Origin of the sequence: Micromonospora sp. DT62 (assembly GCF_049847285.1) — a bacterium.
Classification (GTDB): Bacteria; Actinomycetota; Actinomycetes; order Mycobacteriales; family Micromonosporaceae; genus Micromonospora; species Micromonospora reichwaldensis.
In genome coordinates this window covers 123,670-148,644 of the sequence record NZ_JBNCOB010000012.1, presented here as the reverse complement: position 1 = coordinate 148,644, position 24,975 = coordinate 123,670, and the positions used below count along the sequence as shown (strand labels likewise).

The 24,975-nt window shown below is 73.2% G+C and carries 26 protein-coding genes; 12 read left to right on the top strand and 14 right to left on the bottom strand.

The window, feature by feature from the left end:
- The first annotated feature begins 48 nt into the window (after positions 1–48).
- The 4 genes from ACPXCB_RS18620 to ACPXCB_RS18605 all read left to right on the top strand — a co-directional run bounded on the left by ACPXCB_RS18620 (position 49) and on the right by ACPXCB_RS18605 (position 3,577).
- The gene (locus ACPXCB_RS18620; RefSeq protein WP_132230754.1) at positions 49–477 is read left to right on the top strand and encodes a Fur family transcriptional regulator; all 429 of its coding nucleotides are present in this window, start codon (positions 49–51) and stop codon (positions 475–477) included.
- On the top strand, positions 474–1,586 hold the full coding sequence (locus tag ACPXCB_RS18615; protein ID WP_425876915.1) for a YgfZ/GcvT domain-containing protein: 1,113 nt from the start codon (positions 474–476) through the stop codon (positions 1,584–1,586). The genes ACPXCB_RS18620 and ACPXCB_RS18615 overlap by 4 nt, the downstream gene beginning before the upstream one ends.
- Before the next feature lie 92 nt (positions 1,587–1,678).
- A complete protein-coding gene (locus ACPXCB_RS18610) occupies positions 1,679–2,521 on the top strand; it encodes a 3-keto-5-aminohexanoate cleavage protein (RefSeq protein WP_425876914.1) in 843 nt (280 codons plus the stop codon).
- Positions 2,522–2,617: 96 nt separating this feature from the next.
- Positions 2,618–3,577: an asparaginase gene (locus tag ACPXCB_RS18605; RefSeq protein WP_425876913.1), complete on the top strand. Its 960-nt coding sequence runs from the start codon at positions 2,618–2,620 to the stop codon at positions 3,575–3,577.
- A 69-nt stretch (positions 3,578–3,646) separates the two neighbouring features.
- Here the strand turns inward: ACPXCB_RS18605 and ACPXCB_RS18600 are convergent, their stop codons facing one another.
- The 3 genes from ACPXCB_RS18600 to ACPXCB_RS18590 all read right to left on the bottom strand — a co-directional run bounded on the left by ACPXCB_RS18600 (position 3,647) and on the right by ACPXCB_RS18590 (position 6,302).
- Positions 3,647–4,606, bottom strand: a complete 960-nt coding sequence (locus ACPXCB_RS18600; protein WP_425876912.1) for a sulfotransferase family protein — start codon at positions 4,604–4,606, stop codon at positions 3,647–3,649.
- A 151-nt stretch (positions 4,607–4,757) separates the two neighbouring features.
- The gene (locus ACPXCB_RS18595) at positions 4,758–5,555 is read right to left on the bottom strand and encodes an alpha/beta fold hydrolase (protein ID WP_425876911.1); all 798 of its coding nucleotides are present in this window, start codon (positions 5,553–5,555) and stop codon (positions 4,758–4,760) included.
- A 105-nt stretch (positions 5,556–5,660) separates the two neighbouring features.
- Entirely contained in the window at positions 5,661–6,302 is a 642-nt protein-coding gene (locus ACPXCB_RS18590; protein WP_425876910.1) for a GNAT family N-acetyltransferase, read from the bottom strand.
- Positions 6,303–6,467: 165 nt separating this feature from the next.
- Between ACPXCB_RS18590 and ACPXCB_RS18585 the strand changes: the two genes are divergently transcribed.
- From ACPXCB_RS18585 to ACPXCB_RS18570, 4 genes are all read left to right on the top strand, one after another.
- Complete coding sequence (locus ACPXCB_RS18585; RefSeq protein WP_425876909.1) at positions 6,468–7,091, top strand: helix-turn-helix domain-containing protein; 624 nt, start codon at positions 6,468–6,470, stop codon at positions 7,089–7,091.
- On the top strand, positions 7,091–7,909 hold the full coding sequence (locus ACPXCB_RS18580; RefSeq protein ID WP_425876908.1) for a hypothetical protein: 819 nt from the start codon (positions 7,091–7,093) through the stop codon (positions 7,907–7,909). The genes ACPXCB_RS18585 and ACPXCB_RS18580 overlap by 1 nt, the downstream gene beginning before the upstream one ends.
- Before the next feature lie 69 nt (positions 7,910–7,978).
- A complete protein-coding gene (locus tag ACPXCB_RS18575) occupies positions 7,979–8,293 on the top strand; it encodes a DUF2516 family protein (protein WP_151452982.1) in 315 nt (104 codons plus the stop codon).
- Positions 8,290–9,177 carry an alpha/beta fold hydrolase gene (locus ACPXCB_RS18570; protein ID WP_151452983.1) on the top strand — a complete coding sequence of 296 codons (888 nt, stop codon included), beginning with the start codon at positions 8,290–8,292 and terminating at the stop codon, positions 9,175–9,177. The genes ACPXCB_RS18575 and ACPXCB_RS18570 overlap by 4 nt, the downstream gene beginning before the upstream one ends.
- Positions 9,178–9,325: 148 nt before the next feature.
- Here ACPXCB_RS18570 and ACPXCB_RS18565 read toward each other — a convergent pair whose 3' ends face one another.
- Positions 9,326–11,623, bottom strand: a complete 2,298-nt coding sequence (locus tag ACPXCB_RS18565) for a trypsin-like serine protease (RefSeq protein ID WP_425876907.1) — start codon at positions 11,621–11,623, stop codon at positions 9,326–9,328.
- A 152-nt stretch (positions 11,624–11,775) separates the two neighbouring features.
- Positions 11,776–12,471: a nucleotidyltransferase domain-containing protein gene (locus ACPXCB_RS18560; RefSeq protein WP_425876938.1), complete on the bottom strand. Its 696-nt coding sequence runs from the start codon at positions 12,469–12,471 to the stop codon at positions 11,776–11,778.
- A gap of 76 nt (positions 12,472–12,547) precedes the next feature.
- Here ACPXCB_RS18560 and ACPXCB_RS18555 point away from each other — a divergent pair, with 76 nt between their 5' ends.
- The gene (locus ACPXCB_RS18555) at positions 12,548–13,462 is read left to right on the top strand and encodes an SDR family oxidoreductase (protein WP_425876906.1); all 915 of its coding nucleotides are present in this window, start codon (positions 12,548–12,550) and stop codon (positions 13,460–13,462) included.
- On the opposite strand, the gene ACPXCB_RS18550 is transcribed toward ACPXCB_RS18555, so the two are convergent.
- Positions 13,453–14,439, bottom strand: a complete 987-nt coding sequence (locus tag ACPXCB_RS18550; RefSeq protein ID WP_425876905.1) for a helix-turn-helix transcriptional regulator — start codon at positions 14,437–14,439, stop codon at positions 13,453–13,455. The two genes, ACPXCB_RS18555 and ACPXCB_RS18550, sit on opposite strands and share 10 nt — an antisense overlap.
- Before the next feature lie 53 nt (positions 14,440–14,492).
- Between ACPXCB_RS18550 and ACPXCB_RS18545 the strand changes: the two genes are divergently transcribed.
- Together ACPXCB_RS18545 and ACPXCB_RS18540 are read left to right on the top strand one after the other, a co-directional pair.
- Positions 14,493–15,284 carry an EI24 domain-containing protein gene (locus ACPXCB_RS18545; RefSeq protein WP_425876904.1) on the top strand — a complete coding sequence of 264 codons (792 nt, stop codon included), beginning with the start codon at positions 14,493–14,495 and terminating at the stop codon, positions 15,282–15,284.
- 1 nt (position 15,285) lies between these two features.
- A complete protein-coding gene (locus ACPXCB_RS18540) occupies positions 15,286–15,801 on the top strand; it encodes an O-acetyl-ADP-ribose deacetylase (protein WP_425876903.1) in 516 nt (171 codons plus the stop codon).
- Between the two features lie 9 nt (positions 15,802–15,810).
- On the opposite strand, the gene ACPXCB_RS18535 is transcribed toward ACPXCB_RS18540, so the two are convergent.
- From ACPXCB_RS18535 to ACPXCB_RS18500, 8 genes are all read right to left on the bottom strand, one after another.
- On the bottom strand, positions 15,811–16,707 hold the full coding sequence (locus ACPXCB_RS18535; protein WP_425876902.1) for a GNAT family N-acetyltransferase: 897 nt from the start codon (positions 16,705–16,707) through the stop codon (positions 15,811–15,813).
- Between the two features lies 1 nt (position 16,708).
- A complete protein-coding gene (locus ACPXCB_RS18530) occupies positions 16,709–17,110 on the bottom strand; it encodes a RidA family protein (RefSeq protein ID WP_425876937.1) in 402 nt (133 codons plus the stop codon).
- A 74-nt stretch (positions 17,111–17,184) separates the two neighbouring features.
- Complete coding sequence (locus ACPXCB_RS18525) at positions 17,185–18,189, bottom strand: LacI family DNA-binding transcriptional regulator (protein WP_425876901.1); 1,005 nt, start codon at positions 18,187–18,189, stop codon at positions 17,185–17,187.
- A gap of 19 nt (positions 18,190–18,208) precedes the next feature.
- Entirely contained in the window at positions 18,209–19,579 is a 1,371-nt protein-coding gene (locus ACPXCB_RS18520; protein WP_425876900.1) for a GH1 family beta-glucosidase, read from the bottom strand.
- Positions 19,576–20,409 (bottom strand): carbohydrate ABC transporter permease, encoded by an 834-nt coding sequence (locus ACPXCB_RS18515; RefSeq protein ID WP_425876899.1) that lies wholly within the window; start codon positions 20,407–20,409, stop codon positions 19,576–19,578. Before ACPXCB_RS18515 ends, ACPXCB_RS18520 begins: the two co-directional genes overlap by 4 nt.
- Entirely contained in the window at positions 20,406–21,416 is a 1,011-nt protein-coding gene (locus tag ACPXCB_RS18510) for a carbohydrate ABC transporter permease (protein WP_425876898.1), read from the bottom strand. Before ACPXCB_RS18510 ends, ACPXCB_RS18515 begins: the two co-directional genes overlap by 4 nt.
- 75 nt (positions 21,417–21,491) lie before the next feature.
- Positions 21,492–22,793 carry an ABC transporter substrate-binding protein gene (locus ACPXCB_RS18505; RefSeq protein WP_327029674.1) on the bottom strand — a complete coding sequence of 434 codons (1,302 nt, stop codon included), beginning with the start codon at positions 22,791–22,793 and terminating at the stop codon, positions 21,492–21,494.
- Positions 22,794–23,034: 241 nt separating this feature from the next.
- Positions 23,035–23,796 carry a maleylpyruvate isomerase family mycothiol-dependent enzyme gene (locus ACPXCB_RS18500; protein WP_425876897.1) on the bottom strand — a complete coding sequence of 254 codons (762 nt, stop codon included), beginning with the start codon at positions 23,794–23,796 and terminating at the stop codon, positions 23,035–23,037.
- A 70-nt stretch (positions 23,797–23,866) separates the two neighbouring features.
- Here ACPXCB_RS18500 and ACPXCB_RS18495 point away from each other — a divergent pair, with 70 nt between their 5' ends.
- Entirely contained in the window at positions 23,867–24,958 is a 1,092-nt protein-coding gene (locus ACPXCB_RS18495; protein WP_425876896.1) for a UDP-N-acetylmuramate dehydrogenase, read from the top strand.
- Positions 24,959–24,975: the final 17 nt, after the last annotated feature.

Sequence of the window (24,975 nt, the reverse complement as noted above, 5' to 3'; positions counted from 1 at the left end):
CCGGACGACACCGGCGGCGCGCGTGGCGGGGCGAACTATGATCGGACGGTGTCCGAATCCTCCCTCGCGGAAATGCTCCGCGCCCGTGGGCTACGGCTGACGGCGCAACGGCAGTTGATCCTCCAGGCCGTGCTGGACCTGGGGCACGCCACCCCGGAGCAGGTGCACACCGCCGTCCGGGAGGTGGCCGCAGGGGTCAACATCACCACCATCTACCGCACGCTGGAGCTGCTGGAACGGCTCGGCCTGGTCACCCACACCCACCTCTCGCACGGCTCGCCGACCTATCACGCGGCCGGCGAGGACCAGCACGTCCACCTCGTCTGCCGGGGCTGCGGCGCGATCGACGAGATCGATCCGGAGCTGCTGCGCCCGCTGGCCGACCAGTTGGCGAGCCAGCGCGGGTTCCGGGTGGACATCGGCCACGTCTCGTTCTTCGGCCTCTGCGTCCGCTGTGAGAACGGGGACCGGAAATGATCGACATCGCGGGCGCGGTGAGCGTCAAGAGCATCGACGAGGCCAGCCGCGACCAGCCCGAGCCGGCGCACGTGGCGGCCGGCGTGCGGGGCGTGGCGGCGCACTACGGCGACCCGATGCGCGAGCAGCGCACCCTCGACACGGCGGTCGGCCTGGTCGACCGGTCGCACCGGGGCGTCGTCGCGGTGCCGGGCGAGGAGCGGACCGGCTGGCTGCACACCCTCACCAGCCAGCACCTGGCGCAGCTCGGCGCCGGCCAGGGCACCGAGCTGCTGGTGCTCTCCCCGCACGGGCACGTCGAGCAGCACGCCATGGTCGCCGAGGACGGCGTCACCACCTGGCTCGACACCGAGCCGGGCGCCACCGCCGGCCTGCTGTCGTACCTGGAGCGGATGCGGTTCTTCAGCAAGGTCGAGCCGCGCGACGTGACGCCCGAGCACGCGCTGCTCTCCCTGGTCGGGCCGGAGGCGCCCGCCGCGGTGGAGACGCTCGGCGCGACCGGGCTGGCCGCGCCCGACGTGGTCGCGGTGCCGGGCCCGAAGTTCCGCTCCGGCGAGCTGCCGCCACGGCCGACCGCGCTGTACGACGTGCGCCCGCTGCCCGTGGGCGGCTGGGCCCGCCGGGGCCCGCTCGGCGTGGACCTGCTGGTGCCCCGGGCCGCGATGGAGCAGGTGGTCACCCAGCTGCGGGGCAACGGGGTGCCGGTCGCGGGGCTGTGGGCGTACGAGGCGGTGCGGGTGGCCGCCCGGCGGGCCCGGGTCGGGGTGGACACCGACCACCGGACGATCCCGGCCGAGGTGGACCTGGTCGCCCCGGCCGTGCACCTGGACAAGGGCTGCTACCGGGGCCAGGAGACCGTGGCCCGGGTGCACAACATGGGCCGGCCGCCGCGTCGGCTCGTACTCCTGCACCTGGACGGGGTGACCACCGACCAGCCGCCGGTGGCAGGCACGCCGGTGACCCTCGACGGCCGGGCGGTCGGCTTCGTCGGCACGGCCGTGCACCACCACGAGCTGGGTCAGGTCGCCCTGGCCGTGGTCAAGCGCAACGTCGCCGACGACGCCCGCCTCCTGATCGGGGAGACCGCCGCCGCGATCGATCCGGCCTGACCGCCCATCGGCGAAAGAATCTCTGCTTCGTGGCGCTGAGGCCGGAAAAGTTCCGGTCGACTGGCTCGCTGACCTCGGTCTAGGATCCGGGCATGACGACAGGGACGTTGATCACGGTTGCCCCCACCGGCGCGGAGTCGGCCAAGGCCGAGGTGCCGGCGCTGCCGGTGACGCTCGACGAGCTGCTGCTGACCGCCAAGGAGTGCGAGGCGCTCGGCGCCGCCGTGATCCACGTCCACATCCGCGACGACGAGGCCAGGCCCACCCTGGACCAGGGGCGGCTGCGGGAGACCGTGACGGCGCTGCGGGAGAGCACCGACCTCGTCGTGCAGCTCTCCTCGGGCGGCGCGGTGACCGACCCGGAGGCCGACCGGCTCGCCGTGCTCGACGCCGGGCCGGACATGGCCTCCTGCACGATGGGCACGCTCAACTTCGGTGACGACGTCTTCCTCAACCGGTGGGAGTTCATCGTCGACCTGCACACCCGGATGCAGGAGCGCGGCATCGTGCCCGAGTACGAGATCTTCGACCTCGGCCACCTGACGGCCCTGCAACGGCTGCTCGGCAAGTACGGCCTGCCGGCCGGCGGGCACGTGCACGTCGACTTCGTGATGGGCGTGCCGGGCGGCATGCCGGGCACCACCCCGGCCCTGGTCGCCGCCCACCAGGCACTGCGCGACCTGCCCGAGGGCACCACCTTCTCCGCCACCGGCATCGGCCGCAGCACCATCCCGGTCATGCTGGCCTCGCTCTCGGCCGGCGGGCACCTGCGGGTCGGCATGGAGGACACGGTGACCTACGCCAAGGGCCGCCCGGTCGAGTCCAACATGCAGCTCGTCGCCCGGGCGGTCGGCTTCGCCCAGCTCGCCCAGCGTCCGCCGCTGACCCCCGCCGAGGCGCGCGGGCTGCTCGGCGTGCCGGCCGCCGGTAGGTAAGCGGCGACCCGGGCCGGCACTGCTGTACACCGGGTCGTCGACGACCTGCTCACCCGCCCGCCGACCGCTGCCCGAGGTGCCGGTACCGTCCACCCTGTGGGAAAGACGTACGAGGGCGGCGCGCCGCTCGCCGAGGTGGTCCGGTCGGGGTTCGTCGAGGGCGTGCACCGGGGTTCGGTGGTGGTGCTCGACGCCTCGGGGCAGACGGTGGCCGGCGCAGGGGACGTGACCTCCCCGGTCTTCCCGCGCTCGTCCAACAAGCCGATGCAGACGGTCGGGATGCTCCGCGCCGGGCTGACGCTGGCCGATTCCGCCGACGTGGCGCTGGTCTCGGCCAGCCACGCCGGGGAGGAGTTCCACCTGGCCCGGGTCGGGGCGCTGCTCACCCGCGCCGGGCTGGACGAGTCGGCCCTGCACTGCCCGCCGGACCTGCCCGTGGGCGACGAGGCGCGGACGGCCGTGCTGCGGGCGGGCGGCGGTCCCACCCGTACGCAGATGAACTGCTCCGGCAAGCACAGCGGGATGCTGCTGACCTGCCTGGCCGCCGGCTGGCCGCTCGACGGGTACTGGCGTCCGGAGCACCCGTTGCAGCAGCGGCTGCGGGACGCGGTGGAGGAGTTCACGGGCGAGCCGGCTGCGGCGGTCGGGGTGGACGGCTGCGGCGCCCCGGTGCTCGCCGTCTCGCTGACCGGCCTGGCCGGGGCGTACCTCCGGCTCGTCTCGGCGGAGCCCGGCACCGTGGCGCGGACGGTGGCCGACGCGATGCGCGCCCACCCGGACCTCGTCGGCGGCACCCGGGCCGAGGACAGCCGGCTGATGCGGGGCGTGCCCGGGCTGCTCGCCAAGATCGGCGCCGAGGGGGTCGTCGCGGCGGCGGTGCCCGGGGTCGGCGCGGTCGCCCTCAAGATCGACGACGGCGCGGGCCGCGCCCGGATGCCGGTGCTGGTCTCCGCCCTGCGCCGCCTCGGGCTGGACGCGCCGGTGCTGAGCGAGTACGCCGAACTGCCGCTCTTCGGCGGCGGCCTGCCGGTCGGCGCCGTCCGGCCGCTCTGGTAGCCGCTTCGCCCGTCGTCGCGGCGTTCGAGGGGCGCGACGCGGCGTCGTCAGGGTGGCGAGCCAGGGTCGTCACTCGTATCCCATGGCCGGGATGACCTTGCCGAGTGCTTCTTCGATGAACCCGCGGGTTTCGTCGTCGAACTGGTCGTTGCGCTGCGCCAGCTTGTGCGACTGGAACGTCGAACGGGTGTCGAAGTCGTCGACGTCGAGCCGCTCGAAGAGGGCGCGGCGCCGCCCGGGCCAGTCGGCTGCGAGATCTTCCGCCTTCACCTCGACGTATCGCCTGCCCGTCAGGTCGACCGTGTCCTTCCAGGTGCGCCATCGGTCGTAGATCGGCTTGAGGTAGGCGAGCGCGCCGTCAACAGTGGACGGCGCCCATGGCTGGGCCAGGTGGGATGCGAGCACCGACACCGGGTGACGCGTGATGTGCACGATGGTCGCCTCGGGGACCAGTTCCCAGAGGAACTCCATGCACAGCAGGTTGAACGGCGTCTTCTCGCACCAGGTCGGCTTGCCCGCGTCGGCGGCTGCTCCGCCGAACATGGTGTCGACCATGCCCCGCAGGATTCCGAGCAGTTCGCCCCGGTCGCTGAAATACCTGGGAACCACTCGCCGGCGGCTCAGCGGCTCGAACGGTCCGGCAGGACGGTCGGCGTTGCCGAAGCCTTCCGCGGGCGCAGGCTCGTCGAATGTGTACGCGATCAACTGCGGCCAGAGCTGTTCCACCGCGTCCCGGTAGCGCCGCTCGCCGACCAGTTCGGGAACGGTCCTGCCGCGATCGTCGCGCCGGCCGGGCACTCGTACGGTGAGGAAGTCGCTCAGCCGGTGCAGGGCGTCCTCACCGACGGTGGGGTCGTATCGACCGGTGAGCGCGTCGGCCAGGTCCCGAAAGCCGCCCGGGTCGACGAGGAACCTGGTCTCCATGGGAATCCGATGGATCAGCGGATGTTCGCCGATGATGTCGGCGAGCCGTGACGTTCCCGAGCGACCCGTACCCGCAACGAAGACCGGTGAGGGGGAAGGGGGCATGGCGCGCAGTCAAACTCCCAGCCCGGCGCCCGTGCAATCCATTTGTCACCTGCACCGGCCATCGCGAGCGATCGCCTCCACCGCCCACCTCCGCACCTCGCGGAAGCGGACGACGGGCCGTACCGCACCGTCGTCGACGACGGGGCGGGTGTCAGGGCAGGAAGTCGAGCAGGGCGGCGTTGACCGGGGCGGGCCGCTCCAGCGGCAGCAGGTGCCCGGCGTCGGGCACGTCGGGCAGGCGGACAGCGTCGGGCGCCTCGGCGGCGATCCGGTCGGCGAGCCGGCTGATGTCGGGCACGTCGGCCGCGCCGGCGCCGACCAGGACGGGCATCCGCAGCTCGTGCAGGCGGCCGATCGCGGGCGGGTCGAGTTCGGCGACGTCGACCGCGCTGAGCGCCAACTCGGCGGCGAGCGCCCGCTGGTCCATCTCGCGGGCGAAGGCGAGCAGCTCCGGGTCGACCTCGGCGGGCTCGCGGCCCGGGCCGACCACCCAGAAGCGCACCTCGCCAGCGGCGCTGGCGGCGAAGTCCTCCGGGTCGACCTCGCCCACCAGGCTCTCCCAGAGGTCGTTCGCCTCGTCCGACCACTCGTGGCCCGAGGCGGCGGTGCCGAGGAGGGCGAGCGCGCTCACCCGCTCCGGGTGGGCCAGCGCGGTGTCGATGGCGACGGCGCCGCCGAACGAGCAGCCGACCAGGGCGGCCCGGGGGAGGTCGAGCGCGTCGAGCAGTCCGGCCACGTCGTCGTGGTGGGCGAACGGGGTCGGCGGCAGCTCGGAGTCCCCGTAGCCGCGCAGGTCGAGGGCGATCACCCGGTGCCGCGCGGCCAGCGGGCCGATCTGCTCCCGCCACATCCGCCGGTCGGCGATGCCGGCGTGCAGCAGGACGACGGGCGTGCCGCTGCCGGTGTCGTCGTACGCGAGCAGGGCGCCGTTCACCTCGATCTTGGTCACTGCGGCAAGGTACGCACCGGGAGACCGGGGCGCAACCGCCTGTGCCGGCGCGGGCCTCGGGCGAGCGGACCCGGGCGCGACTGCCGGGTGGTGCGGGGATCCCGGTCAGCGGCCGAACATCGGCAGGCAGGCCGCCACGCCGTGGACCGTCGCCGTCGGCCGCTCCTGTCGGCTCCACTTCGTGCGGGTGAGCCGTAGGCGATCGGACACGAGGGCCTCGTCACCGCGGGCGTCGACGGAGATGCCGTCGTGCTCGTAGCCGAGCTTGCGGGAGACCCCCTGGGACGAGTGGTTGTCCTGGAAGACCTCGGTGAGTGCGGCGTCGGCGCCGAGGTGGTCGAAGGCCAGCGTGAGCAGGCCGGCGCGGGCCTCGGTCCCGTAGCCCCTGCCCTGTTGTTCGATTCCGAGCCACGCCGACGTCGTGACCTGCCGGACGACCCGGAAGTCGCGTGCGCCGAGCGTGACCACGCCGAGCGGATCCCCGCGCCGGAAGACGCCCAGCCCGAGCCGCCACGCCGAAACACTCCACCCGCCGAGCCGGTCCCAGTGCCCCTGCAGCACGGCGCGCGCCCGATCCTCCGGGCTGCCGTCGGTCCACGGCGTCAGGAACGGTTGTTCGTCCGGACGGTGCACGCCCCGGCCCGCGAGATGCGCGAGTTCCGCCAGCTCCTCCTCGCGGGGCAGGCGAAGCTGAAGTCGTGGTGTGGAGATGGTGAGGCCGTACAGGGGCCACAGGTCGGCGAGCACGTGCTCGATCGTGACGATCGGGACCGCCGTGACGCCACCGGTTTACCGACGGCGACCGGTCCGCCGAATTCAGCGCGGGCGTGGCCGGCTCGGCGGGATGAGACGTCGCTAACTCTGGTTAGCGTTTTGCTTGCAGGAGCTAGCAGGGCGCGTTAGCGTCGGGCCATGGCCACTGGTAAGGACCTTCCCGACGTCGGCGGGTTCATTCGCGACCTGCGCCGCAACGCGAAGATCTCGCTGCGGCAGCTCGCCGAGCAGGCGGGGGTGAGCAACCCGTACCTCAGTCAGATCGAGCGCGGTCTGCGCAAGCCGAGCGCGGAGGTGCTCCAGCAGCTCGCCAGCGCGCTGCGCGTCTCCACCCCCGCGATGTACCTGCGGGCCGGGCTGCTCGACGACAAGGAGGGCCAGGGCGTGCTCGCGGCCATCTCCGTCGACCCCGACCTGACCATGGCGCAGAAGCAGTCGCTCACCCAGATCTACGAGACGTTCCGCCGGGAGAACGCGCGGCTCGCCGAGGCGACCGCGGCGGCCACCGGCGCGACGCCCACCACCGGGGCCGACGCCGCCGCCGGCGCGGGCACGCCGGATCCCGTCGAGGCCGCGCCCGACCTGGCCAACCTCGCCGCCACGGGCCCCACCACACCGGAGGGCACCCCGACCGAGGCCGTGCTGGAGTCGGTCGCCGTCACCGAGGCCGGCCCCGCCCCCGCACCGATCGACACCACCGAGAAGAAGGCCGCCCGCGACGCGGCCAGGAAGGCCGCCGACGCGGCCGAAGAGGAGAAGTGATGACCCAGCCGAAGACCAGCCGCATCCCGGCCCCGATCTACGCCGCCGCGGGCGCGGGCGAGCTCGCCCTCCAGCAGCTGCGCAAGCTCCCCGCCGTGGTGACCGACCTCGGCACCAAGGTCGTCGCCGACCTGGGTGGCAAGGCCGTCGTCACCGGCGTCGAGCTGCGCCAGAAGGCCAACGACACGCTGCGTACGGCGAACCTGACCGCCGAGGGCCTGCGCGAGAAGGCCGTCCCGACCGAGCTGGACCTGAAGCGCCTGCGTGAGGCCGCCGACCTGAACAAGCTGCGTGAGGTCGCCGACCTGGAGCGGCTGCGCGAGGTCGCCGACCTCGACCGGCTCCGTGCGCTGGCCACCCGCAATGCCGCCGTGGTGGTCGCCGGCGCCCAGGCCGCGCAGGAGCGGGCGCAGGCCGCGTACGTCGCGCTGGTCGCCCGGGGTGAGCGGGTCGTCGGGGCCGGCGTGCTGGAGGCCGCCGAGACCGTGAACGCCGACATCGAGGCGACCGAGGCCGAGCCGGCCGAGGCCGTCGCGAAGCCGGCCACCGTGCGGCCCGTCACCGCCGACGTGCCGACCCAGGCCGTGACCGCCGACGTGCCGACCCCGGCCGCGACCGACGAGGTGCCGACCCCGGCCGCGACCGACGAGGTGCCGACCCCGGCCGACGTGGCCGAGGTGCTGGAGGCCAAGCCGGCCGCCGCGAAGAAGGCGACGACCCGGGCCACCAAGGCCGCCAAGGCCGCCGCCGAGCCGACCGTCACCCCGTCGGCGAAGCTGCCCCGGGCCACCAAGCGGACCCGCCCGGCCGCCGAGTAGTTCGTTCCGCTGGTGACCCCGGATGCGTCCTGTCGGACGATCCGGGGTCACCGGCATAAGCTTGCCGACATGGCCTACGCCGCGCCGCTCTTCGCCTTCGATGTTCGCTACGTGATCGAGCTGATCCTGCTCGTCTTCGCGTTGGTCGTGCAGGGCATCGCCCTGGTGCACGCCATCACCCAGCGTTCCGACGCCTTCTCCGCCATCGGCACCCTGCCCAAGGGCGGCTGGATCGCCATCCTCGCCGTCTGCCTGGTGCTGACCCTGCTCGGCTTCGGCCCGATCAGTCTCTTCGGGCTCGTCGGCATCGCCGCCGGCCTGATCTACCTGCTCGACGTCCGGGTGGGGCTGCGCGACCTGAGCGACGGCAAAGGCTTCTGGTGAGGGGTTTCCGCTGGCCGCCCCCGCCGGACGGCGGGCCCCGCACCTGGGGGCCGGGCCCGGGTGGCCCGCGTACCGGCCGACCGGCCCTGCCGGAGCCGGACACCGAGCTGGTCGCCACGCCGCACGGCGTACACCTGGAGCAGCTCGTCACCGGCGCGGGTGACCCGGTCACGGTGTTCGCCCACGGGCTGGGCAACGGCATCGCCACCACCCGGCCCTTCGGCAGCGGGGTGACGGGCCGCAAGCTGTTCTTCCAGTTCCGCGGGCACGGCCGCTCCGACGCGCCGCCCGGCCCGTGGAGCTACCTGGACCTCGCCCGCGACCTGCGCGCGGTCGCCGACCTCGGCGGCGCCACCCGGGCCTTCGGCGCCAGCCTCGGCGCGGGCGCGCTCTGCCGGCTGCTCGCCGAGAGCCCCGAACGTTTCGAGCGACTCGTCGTCTTCCTGCCCGCGGCGCTCGACCGGCCGCGCGGCGAGGTCGCCCGGGCCCGGTTGACCGCCCTGTTCGAGGCCGTGGAGAGCGGCGACGCCGCCGCCGTGGCCGACGTGGTCCAGGCCGAGCTGCCGCCCGCCGTACGCAACACCCCGGCCGGCTGGGCCTACCTGCGCCAGCGCCTCGACCAGCTCCTGCGCGACGGGCTCGCCCCGGGGCTGGCGAGCCTGCCCGAGCAGGCACCCCTGCGCGACGCCGGTTCGCTGGCCGCCGTCACCGCGCCGGCCCTGGTGATCGGCTGTGCCGGTGACGACCTGCACCCGGTCGAGGTCGCCGAGCAGCTCGCCGCCGCGCTGCCCCGGGCCACCCTGCACGTGTACGACCGGCCCGGCGTCCTCTGGACGGAACGCGCCGACCTGCGAAGCCGGATATCCGCCTTCCTGAACGAGTAACGTGCCGGGCACCGGGCCCGCCGGGAGCCGCGGCGGGCAGCGCCCCGCGCCGGGACTGGGGCGGGCCCGCCGCCCACAGGGCAGCGGTCGGGCCGGACGGAACCACACCGTCCAGCCCGACCGAGCGGGCCCCGCGACCGGCAGCGGATCAGCCCAATGGCCCGAACTCCACCGCGTCCGCGGCGACGCCGCCACTGGGCAGGCCCAGGTGCAGCAGGGCGCGGCCGGTGCCGACGTCAGCGACCAGGACATCGTCGTGGCCGTCGGCGTCGGCGCGGAGCGCCACCAGCTCGTTGCGGCCGGCCCAGTTCCCCGGGGCGAGTTCGACCCGGGCGCCGAACGGCCCGCCCGCGGTGGTGCCCGGGTAGAGCCACAGCTTCCCCGTCGCCTTCTCCACCGCCAGCAGGTCGTCGTGGGTGTTCCGGTCGATCTGGCCGCGGCTCAGCGCGCCCAGATCGTTCCAACCACCCTGGCTGACGATCGTGCTGGGGCCCCAACCGTTTCCGGCAGCGGTGCCCGGGTAGAGCCGCAGCCTGCCCGTGCTCTTCTCCACGGCCACGACGTCGTCGTACTCGTCACGGTCGAACCGGCCACCGGTCAACCGCTCCAGCCCGAGCCAGTTCGCGCCGACCTGCTTCCGGGCCCCCCAGCCGCCCTGCCCGTTGCCGGGGTAGAGCCAGAGCGTCCCGCTGCTCAGCTCGATCGCCAGCAGGTCGTCGTGGGCGTCCCGGTCGAACCGCCCCGCCACGAGGTCACGGTAACCGTTCCACCCGTTCCCGATCGGCACGCGCCTGTCGAAGAGGCCGAAAGCGGTGCCTGGATACAGCCAGAGCCGCCCGGTGCCCTTCTCCAGACCGATGAGGTCAGCGTGGTCGTCCTGGTTGAACTTGCCGGTGACCGCCTCCTGGAGCCCGTGGGGCTGGAGGTGAGGGACACGACCGAGTGGTTGCACCCGAGCGGCGAGTGCGCCGCCCGCGGTCGTGCCCGGGTAGAGCCAGACCTGGTCGCCCTCGACGGCGAGCAGGTCGTCGTACCCGTCCGGGTTGAAGCGACCCGCCGCGACAGAGGTCAGGCCCCTGCCGCCGACAGCGATCGTCAGGATCTGGCCCCAGGTCGAGCCGCCGGCGGCCGTGCCCGGGTACATCTGGATGTCACCGCTGCTCTTGTCGACGGCGACGAGGTCGTCGTAGGTGTCGCCCCGGTTGAACCGACCGGCGGTCAGTTCCCGCTTCAGCGTCCAGCCGCTGTTGCCGAGGATGACGTGTTCGCCGAAGACGAGACCGCCGGCGGCCGTGCCGGGGTACAGGAGCAGTTGGCCGCTCTGCGCGTGGATGGCGGCCACGTCGTCGTAGGCGTCGCGGTTGAACCGGCCCACGACCAGGTCGTTCAGGTCCTGCCAGCCGGACCCGGCCTGCACGCGGCTGCCGAAACCGTTCCCCTGGGCCGTGCCGGGGAACATCCAGAGCGTGTTCGTGGCGGTCTCGACGGCGAGCAGGTCGTCGAAGGTGTCGCCCTCGAACTGGCCGACGACCAGGTCACGGTAGCCGTTCCAGTCGATGCCCTGTCCGAGCTGTACCCGGTCGCCCCACTGGCGGTCGACGGCTGTGCCCGGGTACAACCAGAGCTTGCCGGTGCTCGGCTCGACGGCGACCAGGTCCTCGCGTCCGTCCCGCGTGAACTCGCCGGCGACGGCGTGCGCGAGCGCGTACGGCTGGGTCCCGACGACCTGGTGGAACCAGGCGCCCAGGTCGTCGAGGCGGGTCTGGGTCGCGCCGTCGCGCGTCTCGGTCTCGCCGAGGCAGCCCTTCTGCCAGCTGGTGTTGTTTATCGCGACCAGCTCTGCGCCGCCCGTTGTCTCGCGGAACGCCGGCCCTCCGGCGTCGCCCTTGCAGATGGTGGCAGCGGTGGTGGCGCCCGTGACCGTGACCGTGGTGGGGCCGACGCTGCCCACGGTGAACGTCCCGGTGTGCAGCCGGTCGGGCACCCACTCGGTGCTCGTCCGCCCGTAGCCGGTCACCCGCAGCGTCTCGCCGCTGCCCGGCGCGGTGCCGGTCCACAGGGCGGGGGTGATGTCGCCGACCGGCGCGGACAGCTCGGCCAGCAGCACGTTGCGGTCGGGGTGCGGGACGATCGAGGTGACCGCGAGGCGGTGCCCGGCGGTGCCGGCGAGGTTGGTCCGGCCGACCAGGGCGGTGGTGGGCCGGGCCGGTGGGCCGTCCGCCGGCGCGGTGGCGCCGTCGACGAAGCAGCTCTTCGCCGTGACCACCCAGCGGGCGTCGACCAGCGCCCCGGTGCAGCTCCGGACGTCCCCGAAGGTGATCTTCGCCGTGAAGGCATGGACGCCGTCGGGTACCGGCTCGGCGCCGGCCATCGCCGAGGCCGCGCCACCTCCGATCGTCGTGACGAGGAGGCAGGCGGCCATGAGGCCACCACCCCAGGTGGTCATACGTCTGTTATGCAATGGTTCCCCCGTATAGGTGTGGTGCCGGCTCTGCGGCGCTGACGAAGCGCAGTTTATCGATCTCGATGCGTCACGGGGCGCCGCGAACCATCCGGCGGCCGGCGGGCCCCGCCGTCCGCCGTCCCCGCGACCGCGGCTCAGCGGGTGGCCGGCTGCGGCGGCAGGTGGGCGGCGCGCACGTCGAGCAGCCAGCGTTCCACGGCCGCCTCGTCCGGGCGGTCCGGCAGCGGGGTACGGATCCGGTCGAAGTCGCGCTCCGCCTCGGCGATCAGGGCCCGTGCCTCGGCCAACGCGCCGCCGGCCACCCGCTCGCCGAAGCTGCGGAACCACTGCGGGTCGGCGAGCCGGATCTCCAGTACGCCGGTGGCGTAGAGCAGCCGGCCCTGGTGCACCAGCCGCGCCAGGTGCCGGGCGTGCTTGGCGGTGCGCCGCCGGGTGTCGGCCGAGAACGTGCCGTCGCCCCGGGACTCCAGCTTGCGGAACTGCTGGCCGGCGTAGCCGAGGTAGGCGTCACGGACGCGGGGCGCGCTGAGGAACGCCGAGCGGATGGCGACCAGCCGGTCGCCGAACTCCGTACGGGTCTCGTAGCAGTCCTCCGGCAACCAGGCCAGCTCGGTGGCGGTCGGGTTGCCGCTCAACGCCAGGCGGCACCACTTCGCCGCCTCGTGCAGGGTGATGTCGGGGTCGGTGGTCACCACCGACTCGCGGGGCGGGCGCAGCCCGTGGAAGGCGACGGTGGGCGCGGCGAAGACGCCGATCCGGTCGACGTCGGAGCCCGGCCCGGCCAGCCCGTACGCGACCGAGCCGACGATCCCGGAGAGCAGCAGGTGCATGCCGGCGAGCATGACGGACGACACGGCTTCGCGAAACCGGACTTCGGCTGTCAGGTATCGCTGACAGGCTCGCCGCATGACGAAACCGCTGACAGGAAAGATCGCGCTCGTCGCCGGGGCGACGCGGGGCGCCGGCCGGCAGATCGCGGTGCAGCTCGGCGCCGCCGGCGCCACGGTCTACGCCACGGGCCGCAGCAGCCGGGCCGGCCGCTCCGAGATGGACCGCCCGGAGACCATCGAGGAGACCGCCGAACTGGTCACGGCCGCCGGCGGCACCGGCATCGCGGTCCGGGTCGACCACCTCGTCCCCGACCAGGTCCGTGACCTGGTCGCCAGGATCGACACCGAGCAGGGCCGCCTCGACGTGCTGGTCAACGACATCTGGGGCGGCGACCCCCTGACCACCTGGGAGAAGCCGGTCTGGGAGCAGCCGCTGGAGGCCGGCTTCCGCAGCCTGCGCCTGGCGATCGACACGCACGTCGTCACCGCCCACTTCGCCCTGCCGCTGCTGATCCGCCGCCCCGGCGGACTGGTCGTCGAGGTCGGCGACGGCACGAAGGCGTACAACGACGACCACTACCGGCTGTCGGTCTTCTACGACCTGGCGAAGACGTCGGTCAACCGGCTCGCGTACGTCTGGGGGCACGAGCTGAAGCCGCACGGCGGCACCGCCGTGGCGCTGACACCGGGCTGGATCCGGTCCGAGGCGATGCTGGAGCACTTCGGGGTCACCGAGGAGAACTGGCGGGACGGCGCCGCGAAGGATCCGCACTTCCTCATCTCGGAGACCCCGGCCTTCGTCGGGCGCGCGGTCGCCGCGCTCGCCGCCGACGAGGACCGGGCCCGCTGGAACCAGGCGTCCGTCTCGGCCGGCGAGCTGTCCCAGGTGTACGGGTTCACCGACGTCGACGGCAGCCGGCCGGACGGGTTCCGCTACATCACCGAGGTGGTGGAGACGGACAAATTGGCCGACGTGACCGGCTACCGCTGAACGGGCGCCACCCGGTAGACCGCGGCGGACCGCCTGGCGGCGTCGACCATCAGCTCCCGCAGTTCCGGCGGGTCGAGGACCTCCACCTCCGGCCCCAGGGACAGCAACTGGGGGTACGCGACGTCGACGGACTCGACGGGCAGGCGGGTCACCACCCACCCCTGCCCGTCGGGCTCGCCGGCCGCGGCAAGCGCCTCGTCGTACGCGAAGGGGGCGTCGGCGACGAAGCGGAGCCGGCGCAGGCCGACGGGGCTCAGCCGCATCCTGACCTCGGCCCGGAGCATGCTGCGCAGGAACTCCTCGGCCTGCTCCCGCCAGTATCCGGCCAGGTCGAAGCCGGCGTCCCGGTCGAAGGTCGCGGTCTGGACCCCGACGTGGGTGACCCGGTCCACCCGGTACGTGCGGTACGCGCCGCCGACCCGGCCGACCAGGTACCAGACCCCGCTCTTGAGGACCAGCCCGTACGGGTGCGCCTCCCGTTCGACCTCGCGGTCGCCGCGCCGGTAGCGCAGCTCGACGATCCGGTCCCGCCACACCGCACCGGCCAGCTCGGTCAGCCACGGCGGTGGCCCGGACTCCCGGAACCAGCCCGGCACGTCCAGGTGGAAGCGCTGCCCGGTGCGCACCGGCGCGTCGCGCAGGCTCGGTGGGAGCGCGGCGAGCACCTTCAGCTCGGCCGAGGCCACCGCGTCGGCGAGCCCCATGTCGCCCGCCGGTCCCGGCAGCCCGGCCAGGAAGAGTGCCTCCGCCTCGTCCCGGGTCAGCCCGGTCAGTCGGGTCCGGTAGCCGCCGAGCAGCCGGTAGCCGCCGGCGCGGCCCCGGTCGGCGTAGACCGGCACCCCGGCGGCGGAGAGCGCCAGCACGTCCCGGTAGACGGTCCGCTCGGAGACCTCCAGCTCCCCCGCCAGCTCCGCCGCGGTCATCGTCTCCCGCGCCTGGAGCAGCAGGACCAACGAGATCAACCGGGCCGCCCGCACCCGTCCATCCTGCCCGGTCGCCCGGTCGCCCGCGCCCACTAGGCTCTGCGGTCGTGAACGCACCCCGCACCGCCGCGCCCGTGGCCGGCGCCGCCAGCCGGTTCTTCGCCGGCGTGGGCCTGCTCCTGCGCGGCCTCGGTCTCTACGTCCGGAGCCCCGGGCTGATGCTGCTCGGCGTCATCCCGGCGTTGATCTCGGGCGCGATCTTCGTGGCCGCGTTCGCCACCCTGGCGTACTTCGTCGAGGACCTGGCCGCGCTGGTCACGCCGTTCGCCGACGACTGGTCGACCACCGGGCGCAGCCTCGTCCGGGTGATCGCCGGGCTGGCCTTCCTCGGCCTCGGCGGCCTGCTCGCGGTGGTCACCTTCACCGCCGTCACCCTGGTCATCGGCGACCCGTTCTACGAGAAGATCTCCGAACGGGTCGAGGAGCGCCTCGGCGGCACGCCGAACGCCGTCGACGTGCCGTTCTGGCCGTCGCTGCGGCGCAGCATCGCCGACTCGGTGCGGCTGGTGGGCCTGTCGATCCTCTTCGGCATCCCGCTCTTCGCCGCCGGCTTCATCCCGGTGGTCGGCCAGACCGTGGTGCCGGTGATCGGGGCGGCGGTCGGCGGCTGGCTGCTCGCCATGGAGCTGGCCGGGGCCCCCTTCTACCGGCGCGGGATGCGGCTGCCGGAGCGGCGGGCGCACCTCAAGGCGGACCGGCCGACCACGCTCGGCTTCGGCGTGGCGGTCTTCGTCTGCTTCCTGATCCCCCTCGGCGCGGTGCTCGTCATGCCGGCAGCCGTCGCCGGGGCGGCCCTGCTGGCCCGCCGCTCGCTCGGCCAGTCCGTCACGGAGGGCTGACGTGGAGATCACCCTGGTCGGGGGCGACATCACGACGCAGCGGGTGGACGTGATCGTCAACGCCGCCAACTCGTCGCTGCTCGGCGGCGGGGGAGTGGACGGCGCCATCCACCGGCGGGGCGGGCCGGCCATCCTCGACGAGTGCCGGGCGCTGCGCGCCTCCCGGTACGGCCGCGGCCTGCCGACCGGCCAGGCGGTGGCCACCACCGCGGGCGACCTGCCGGCGCGCTGGGTGGTGCACACGGTCGGGCCGGTCTGGTCGGCCGACGAGGACCGCTCGGCGCTGCTGCGCGACTGCTACACGAACAGCCTGCGGATCGCCGACGAGCTGGGCGCGACGAGCGTGGCGTTTCCGCTGATCTCGGCCGGCGTCTACGGCTGGCCGGTCGAGGACGCCGTACGGCAGGCCCTGTCGGTGCTCAGCCCGGCCACCCCGGCGCACGTCGCCGAGGCCCGGCTGGTGCTCTTCGGCGCCGAGACCCTGGCGGTCGCCCAGCGGGTGCGGGCCGCCGGCTGACCCGGGCCGTCAGGCGAGTTCGCGCAGGCAGGACCAGCTCGAACCGACCGGGCGGTAGCCGAGCCCGACGTTGATCGCCAGCATCGGCGCGTTCGCCTCGTCGTTCGAGGTGTAGGCGACGCGTACCCCGCCGGCTGCCGCGCGGTGCAGCGCCGCCGTCTTGACCAGGCGGGCCAGCCCGCGCCCCCGGTGCGTCGGCAGCGTGCCGGTGTAGTCCGACCACATCCGGTCGCCGTCGCGCTTGACGAGGCTGAACGACACGATCTCGTCGCCGACCTCGGCCACGGTGCTGGCCGCGCGGTCCAGGCCCGGGTTGTCCCAGACCTCGGAGTACCAGTTCTCGTAGCTGATCGAGTCGGCGGGCACGTCCTCCGGCTCGTCGGCCGCCGCCGCCACCTCGGCCCGGTGGACCCGGCGCGGGTCGAGGTCGGTCAGCGGGAGCAGCCGTACGCCCGGCGGCGGCTCCGGCATCAGCGGGGCCGGTCGCAGGTCCAGCGCCGAGTAACGCAGCTCCCGGCTCGGCGTGAACCCGTGCCGGCGGGCGAACGGCAGCGACTCGGGCAGCGCCCAGGTACGCACCCGGCGCGCCCCGATGGCCCGGAGGTGCTCCAGCGCGGCGGTCAGCAGCGCGGTGCCGGCGCCCCGGCCCCGGTGCTCCGGGTGCACCTGCAGGGTGGACACCTCGCCGACGTCGGGCTCGGAGGTCCGGTCGTTGCGGTACGCCGACACCCAGCCGACCACGGTGTCGTCCACCTCGACCACGTACGCGGTCCACTGCTCGCCGGGCGGGGGCTGGGCGATCATCTGCCGGGTCGACTCGACGCCGCGCACCAGGTAGGGGTACACGAGCGCGCGCAGCGCCACCACGGCGGGCGCGTCGTCGGGGCGGGCGGTGCGGATCCGCATCTCAGCCCTCCCCGCGTACGGCGGCGACGGCCTCGACCTCGACGAGCTGGTCGGCGTAGCCGAGCACGGCCACCCCGAGCAGGGTGCTGGGCGGCTCGTGGTCGCCGAACGCGTCCCGGACCACCTCCCACACGGCCACCAGGTCCTCCTGGCGCGACGACGCCACGTACACCGTGGTCTTGACGACGTCGGTGAGCCGGGCCCCGGCCGCCGCGAGGGCGGTCTCCAGATTGGCCATCACCTGCCGGGCCTGGCCGACGGGGTCGCCCGGTGCCACGGTCCGGCCCTCGGCGTCGAGCGGGCAGGCGCCGGCGGTGTGCACGAGCCGGGCCGGCGGCTCGACCGTGGCCGCGTACGCGTACTCGGCGACGTCGGAGAGGGCGGGTACGCGGATCAGGTTCACGGTCACGCGCGCGACGCTACCGGCGCCCGCACCACGCCTCCACGGATTAACTCCGGCACTCGTCGGGCGGCGGGTCAGGCCGACTCGCGGACGATCAGTTCGGTGGGGAGCACCAGGGGTTCGATCGTCTCGCCGGCGGCCAGCCGCAGCAGCAGCCGGGTCATCTGCCGGCCCAGCTGCACGATGGGCTGCCGGACGGTGGTCAGCGGCGGCTCGGTGTACGCCGCCGTCTCGATGTCGTCGAAGCCGATCACCGCCACGTCGTCCGGCACCCGCCGCCCCGCCTCGCGCAGCGCCCGCAGGGCGGCGTGCGCCATCAGGTCGGAGGCGGCGAAGACGGCGTCCAGGTCGGGGTGCTCGGCGAGGAGCTGCCGCATCGCCGTCGCCCCGGACTCGCGGGTGAAGTCGCCGGTCGCCACCAGCTCCGGCAGGCCGGCCTCGGCGACCGTGTTCCGGTAGCCGGCGAGGCGCTCGATGCCGGCCACCATGTCCTGCGGGCCGGCGATGGTGGCGATGCGGCGGCGTCCGCTGTCGAGCAGGTGCCGCACCGCCGTGGCCACCCCGCCGACGTGGTCGACGTCGACGTAGGGCACGTCGGCGCCGTCGAGCGGGCGACCGCTGCACACGACCGGGATGCCCAGCCGGGCGAGCCGGCCGGGCAGCGGGTCCTCGCCGTGCAGCGAGGCGAAGAGCACCCCGTCGACGTGTCGCCCGGTCGTGTAGCGCTCGACCCGGTCGTGCCCGGCGGGCGAGCCGGCCAGCATCAGCACGAGCTGCTTGTCGGCCGCCTCCAGCTCCTGCGCCGCGCCGCGGATGATCCCGGGGAAGACCTGGTCGTCGGAGAAGACCCGGGTGGCGGCCTCCGGCAGCACCAGGGCGATCGAGTCGGTCCGCTGGGTGACCAGGCTGCGGGCGGCCAGGTTCGGCACGTACCCCAGCTCGGCCACCGCCTGGCGGACCGCGTCCCGGATGGGCTCGGCGACCGTCGTGGAGCCGTTCACCACCCGCGACACGGTTGCCCGCGAGACGCCCGCCCGCCGGGCCACCGCCTCCAGTGTCGGCCGCTGCGCCGTCGTCATCCCCGTAACCACCGCCTCGTCACAGCCCGTTCCGGGAGATCACCTCCTGGTACCACCGGGCGCTGGACTTCGGTGTGCGTCGCTGCGTCAGGTAGTCGACGTGGATGATCCCGAACCGTCGACGGTAGCCCTCGGCCCACTCGAAGTTGTCCAGTAACGACCATACGAGATAGCCCCGGAGGTCCACTCCCCGGGAGATCGCCTCGTGCACGGCGCGCAGGTGCCCGTCGAGGTAGGCGATGCGGTCCGCGTCCATCACCTGCCCGGCGCCGTCGGCGTCGGCCTTGTCGGGGAACGCCGCGCCGTTCTCGGTGACCATCAGCGGCACGCCGGGGTAGTCCGTGGCGATGCGTTCCAGCAGCCGGGTCAGCCCGGCCGGTTCGATCATCCAGCCCATGTCGGTCAGCGGCCCGGTCGGCGGGAGGAACTCCACCGCGCCGGCGGTGCCCGGGTAGGCGCCGCCGCCCGCGCCGTCCGTCCGGCCGGCGACGTAGGTGGGGGCGTAGTAGTTGACGCCGAGCAGGTCGATCGGGGCGGCGATCAGCTTCTCGTCGCCGTCGCGGATGAACGTCGGCTCGACGATGCGGGCCACGTGCTCCAGCACGTCGTCGGGGTAGGCCGCGCGCAGCAGCGGGTCGAGGAAGATCCGGTTGTGCAGGCCGTCGACCAGGCGGACCGCCGCCGCGTCCGCGGCGCTGTCCGCGTCCGCCGCGCGTACGTCGGCCGGGTTGACCGTGATCCCGACGGTCTGCGCGCCGGCCGCGCGCAGCGCCCGGGCCGCCAGGCCGTGCCCGAGCAGCAGATGGTGTACGGCGGTGAAGGCCGCGCCCGCGTCCTGCTCGCCGGGGGCGTGCACCCCGTTGCCGTAGCCGAGGTAGGCCGAGCACCACGGCTCGTTGAGGGTCGTCCAGGTGCGGATCCGGTCTCCGAGGCGGGTGTGCACCGCCGTGGCGTACGTGGCGAAGTGCTCGGCGGTCTCGCGGTTGGTCCAGCCGCCCCGGTCCTGGAGGGCCTGCGGCAGGTCCCAGTGGTAGAGGGTGACGATCGGGTCGATGCCCCGGGCCAGCAGCGTGTCGGTCAGCCGGTCGTAGAAGTCCAGGCCGCGCGGGTTGACCGGGCCGGTGCCGTCCGGCTGGATCCGGGGCCAGGCCACCGAGAAGCGGTACGCCTTCAGCCCCAGCTCCGCCATCAGCGCCACGTCGTCGGCGTACCGGTGGTAGTGGTCGCAGGCCACGTCGCCGGTGTGGCCGTGGTGGACCTTGCCCGGCGTACGGCTGAAGGTGTCCCAGATCGACGGGCCGCGACCGTCGTCGGTGGCCGCCCCCTCGATCTGGTACGCGGCGGTGGCCGCCCCCCAGACGAAGTTGTCGGGGAATCGCAGAGTGCTCACGCCTTGACCGCACCTTCCATGATGCCGCCGATGATCTGGCGGCCGAACAGGACGAAGACCAGCAACAGCGGGAGGGTGGCGATGGCCGTTCCCGTGAACACCTGGGACATGTCCGTGTAGTACCCATCGGACAGCGTGCGCAGGGCGAGCTGCACGGTGGGGTTCTCCGGGTCGTTGAGGACAGCGTACGGCCACAGGAAGTCGTTCCAGGTGGTCATGAACGTGAGCAGCCCCAGCACGGCGGCGGCCGGGCGCAGTGCCGGCAGCACGACGTTCCAGTAGATCCGCGCCGTGTTGCAGCCGTCCACCCGGGCCGCCTCGATCAGCTCGTTGCTGACCGCCTGGCCCGCGTACTGCCGCATCATGAACACCCCGAAGCCGGTGACCAGGGCCGGTACGATCACCGCCGGCAGCCGGTCGTTCCAGTTCAGCTTCGTCATCAGCAGGTAGAGCGGGATGACGCCGAGCTGGGTGGGCACCATCATCGTCGCGATGATCACCATGAGCAGCGCGTTGCGTCCCCGGAACCGCAGCTTGGCGAAGGCGAACCCGGCCAGCGTGGAGAAGAAGACCACCGAGACGGTGACCGTGATCGCCACGATCGCCGAGTTGATGAGACCGGCGACGAAGTACGCGTCGGTGTTGTTCAGCAGCCGGGACACGTTCGCGCCGAAGTTGCCGCCGGGGGTGACCGGTGGTGGCAGTTGGCCCATCGCGTCGTTGGAGCGGCTCGCCACCACGAACATCCAGTAGATCGGGAAGATCGACAGGACCCCGGCGGCGATCAGCGCGGCGTAGGTGAGCCGGCTGGCGGCCCAGAGGCGGGTCATCGCGCTCCCTCCTTCGACTTCGCGTCCTCCTTCGGGGGCTTTGCGCCGCCGAGCCGGCGCAGGAGCAGCACGTTGATCGCCGCGACGACCGCGATCAGGGCGAAGAGCAGCCACGCCACCGCCGAGCCGTAGCCGAAGTTGTAGTGGGGCGCGAAGGCGTTCTCGAACATGTACATGGTCACGGTCTGCGACTCCCGTAGCGTTCCGCCCCGGATCGGGTTGGTTCCGGAGTGGAACAGCCGGGGCTCGGTGAAGAGCTGGAGCCCGCCGATGGTGGAGATGATGACGGTGAAGATGATCGTCGGCTTGAGCAGCGGCACGGTGATCGACCAGAACTGGCGGGCCCGGCCGGCCCCGTCGATGGCGGCCGACTCGTAGAGGTCGCGCGGGATGGCCTGCATCGCGGCCAGGAAGATCAGCGCGTTGTAGCCGGTCCACCGCCAGTCGACCATCGTGGAGATGGCCACCCAGGACGCGAACCGGTTCGACTTCCACTCGATCGCGTCGATCCCGACCAGGTCGAGCAGCCAGTTGACCATGCCGAACTCGCGGCCGAAGAGCACCCCGAAGACGATCGCGACCGCCGCCGTCGACGTGATGTTCGGGATCAGCACCGCCATCCGGAACGTCGTCCGGGCCCGCAGTTGCCGGTTGAGCAGGTTGGCCAGCCAGAGCGCGGCCAGCAGCTGCGGGACGGTGGAGATGACGAAGATGCCGAGGGTGTTGACGACGGAGTGCCAGAAGTCGGGGTCCTCCAGCAGCCGGCTGTAGTTCTCCAGCCCGACGAACGGGTGGTTGCTGCCGAGCAGGTCCCAGTCGTGCAGGGAGACCCAGAAGGTGTAGATCAGCGGGTACGCCCCGAACACCCCGAAGAGCACGAAGAACGGGGCGATGAACAGGTAGGGCGAGTACTTCGTGTCGAGGCGGCTGAACCGCATCGCCGGTGTGCGTCGACCGGTGCGGGGCGCCGGTGCGACCGGCGGGCGCGGGTCGAGCTGGACGGTCATGCCCGGACCACTCCTTTCCCGGGTGCGGGCGGGACCGGCGCCCCCGGCGCCCGCCCGCCCGCACTCCGGCTCGGGCTACTTGGCGGCGGCCTTCTTCGCGTTGTTGACCGCGTCCGTCCAGCCCTGGTCGGGCTTGCGCTGACCCAGTTCCACCGTCCGGACGGCGTTCTCGACCTCGGTGCGGACGGCCTGGTTCTTCGGCCCCATGTAGACGGGCTTCAGCGTCTTGGCGCCCTCGCCGAAGATCTGCCCGACGGGGGCGTCGGAGAAGTACGCGTTCTTGGCGTCGACGATCGCGGGGTCGGCCAGCGCCTGCGGCGAGGAGGGCAGCGGGCCCTTGGCCTTGAACGCCCCGATCTGGCCCTTGGCGCTGGTCAGGAACTTCGCCAGCTCGATCGCCTCGGCGCGGTGCTTGCTCTGGGTCGGCACGGCGAGCCACGACCCGCCCCAGTTGCCGCCGTTGCCGGGCACCCGGGCGATGTCCCACTTGCCCTTGGCCTCGGCGCCGGCGTTGCCCTCGATGACGCCCGTCATCCAGGCCGGGCAGGCGATGGTGGCGAACTTGGCCTGCTTGAACGCCGACACCCACTCCTCGGACCAGGAGCCGTACTTGCCGGAGAGGCCGGAGTCGATGATGTCCATGGTGGTGTCCCAGGCCTGCCGGACCGCCGGGTTGCTGTCCACCACCAGGTTTCCGCTGGTGTCGTAGTAGTGGTAGCCCTGCGCGTTGCCGGCCGTCTGGAGCACGATCGTGTTGAAGATGTTGGTCGCGGCGTCCAGGAACGAGGCGCCGGTGTTCTTCGCCTTGAACTGCTCACCGACCTTGACGTAGTCCTGCCAGGTCGGCCAGAGCTTCGACACGGCCTCGCGGTCGGTGGGCAGGCCGGCCTTGGCGAACAGGTCCGTGCGGTAGCACATGGCCATGCCGCCGACGTCGGTGCCCAGGCCGATCAGCTTGCCGTCCTGGGTCATCCCGCCCTTCCACTTCCACTCCAGGAAGTTGCCCTGGAGTTCGGCCCCGCCGTGGTCGAGCAGGTTGACGAAGTTGTCGGGGTTGGCCTTGTACTCGACCATCAACCCCTCTTCGATGGCGACGACGTCGCCCGCGCCCTTGCCGGCGGCGAGCCACTGGGTCAGCTTCGGCGAGTAGTCGTCGAGGTTGGTGCCGGTGCCACGCTCGACGATCTTCACGTTCGGGTGGCTGGCCATGTACTCCTTGTAGAGCTCTTCATAGCCGAACTGGCTGAACACGTCCACGGTCAACGTGATCTTGCCGTCCTTGGCGGGTTCGTCGCCGGCGCAGCCGGCGGTGGCGAACAGCGCGGTGGCGGCGACGAGGGCCACCGCCGCCAGGCGGCGGCGCGGAAAGACACCCATATCGGTCGGACCCCTCTCAGGTCGTCTGAGGTGGTGAGGCAGGTGGTGGAGCAGAGCTGAGAGAGCGCTCTCACGACAGGGTGGTGGTTGGTCCGGTCCGGTGTCAAGAGAGCGCTCTCCGCTGGTTGCCGATCGAGACCGGACGCAAAGAGAGTGGCCGCCTGTGCCGGGCGGCCACTCTCGTCGTACGTGCGGTGGGACTGCGCGGAGCCCTCGGGGCCCGGCTCCGCGCGGCGGTGGATCAGCCGACGCGGAGGCCCTCCAACAGGGCGCGGTCGCCGGCCACGTCCAGCGTGTCGAGGCCGACCCGGCCCCAGAGCGCCAGCAGCAGGTCGCTCGCGGTGCCGCTGACCTGCGCCCGCGCGTGGTGGTCGTCGTGGTCGAAGATGGTGGCCGTGTCGAGCAGCGCCACGCCCTCGCCGCGCAGCCGCAGGAACCACTCCTGACCGGCGTCGACCGCGGAGATCTGCACCACCCCGCGCCACTGGCCGGCCGTGCGGCGCCGACCGGCCGGCAGCCACGTGTCCAGGATCTCGCTCACCCCGTCGGCGGCGAGCTTCGCCTCGACCGGCTCGCCCGCTGCGATGGCGAGCTGGGCGTCCCACCGGTGCACCGCGGTCTCGTGCGCCATCCGGCGCGGCCAGAAGCCCGCCTTCTTCGGCTGCGGCGCCCAGTTCCACGCCGGGGCCTCCGGGTCGAGGCCGTCGAAGAGGGTCATCAGCCGGTCGTACGCCTGCTGCCAGAGCTGGAGCGGGGTGATGCCCGGCTCCAGCTCGACCGGCTCGGACCTGCCGGGCGACGGGGTGGCCGCGCCGGTGCCCACGAACGAGTGCACCCAGCGGTAGAGGGAGGTGAGGTGCAGGGTCAGGTCGGCGACCGTCCAGCCGGGACAGGACAGCACCGGTGTCTCCGGCGGGGCTTCCGCCGCGGCGGCGGCGAACGCCGGGCCCTCCGCCCGGAGCGCTCCCAACCAGAAGTCCTTCGTTGCGTGCAGTCTGCTCATCGCCATCCTCCCGGGGGTGACCGGGCCACCAGTGGGCGCCGCGGCTACCCCTCAGCCTAGGGTGAAAGGCGTGTCAGACGTCTACGCCCAGCCGACAACCGGAACCGAACCCGCCACGACGTGCGACCTGGCGCGATACACCACCTTACGCCTGGGCGGCCCCGCCGGCCGTGTCGTCGCCGGCACCGACGCCGACGCGATCGTGCGGGCCGTGCGGGAGGCCGCCGGACGCGACGAGCAGGTCCTGCTCCTCGCCGGGGGCAGCAACGTCGTGATCGGGGACGCCGGCTTCCCCGGCACCGTCGTCCTGGTGCGCTCCCGGGGCGTGCGGGTGGTCGCCGAGGACGCCGACACCGTCACCGTACGCGTCGAGGCCGGCGAGCCCTGGGACGAGCTGGTCGCCACCACCGTCGCCAACGGCTGGTCCGGCCTGGAGTGCCTCTCCGGCATCCCCGGCTCGACCGGCGCCACCCCCATCCAGAACGTCGGCGCGTACGGCCAGGAGGTCGCCGAGACCATCACCGGCGTCGGAGTCCACGACCGGGTCGAGGGGACCATCGGGCGGATCGATGCCGCCGACTGCGGGTTCGCGTACCGGTCCAGCATCTTCAAGTACAGCGACCGCTGGGTGGTGCTCTCCGTCGACTTCCGGCTCGCCCGCTCGCCGCTGTCCGGCCCCGTGCGCTACGCGGAACTGGCCCGGGCACTCGGCGTGCAGGTGGGGGACCGGGTGCCGCTGGCCGACGCCCGGGCCACGGTCCTGCGGCTGCGCGCCGGCAAGGGCATGGTGCTCGACGCGGCCGACCCGGACACCCGCTCCGTCGGCTCGTTCTTCACCAACCCCGTGCTCGACGTCGCCGCGTACGAGCTGCTGCGGGAGCGCGCCGCCGACATCGGCGAGCCGCCGTCCTGGCCCTGCCCCGGGGACATGGTCAAGGTCAGCGCCGCCTGGCTGATCGACCGGGCCGGCTTCGGCAAGGGCCACCCGGGACCCGAGGGCGTCGCCATCTCCAGCAAGCACACCCTCGCCCTGACCAACCGCAGCGGCACCGCCAGCACCGCGTCCCTGGTCGAGCTGGCCCGGGAGATCCGCGACGGCGTCCACGACCACTTCGGCGTGACCCTGCACCCCGAACCGATCCTCATCAACTGCACCATCTGACCCGCCCCAGGCAGCCG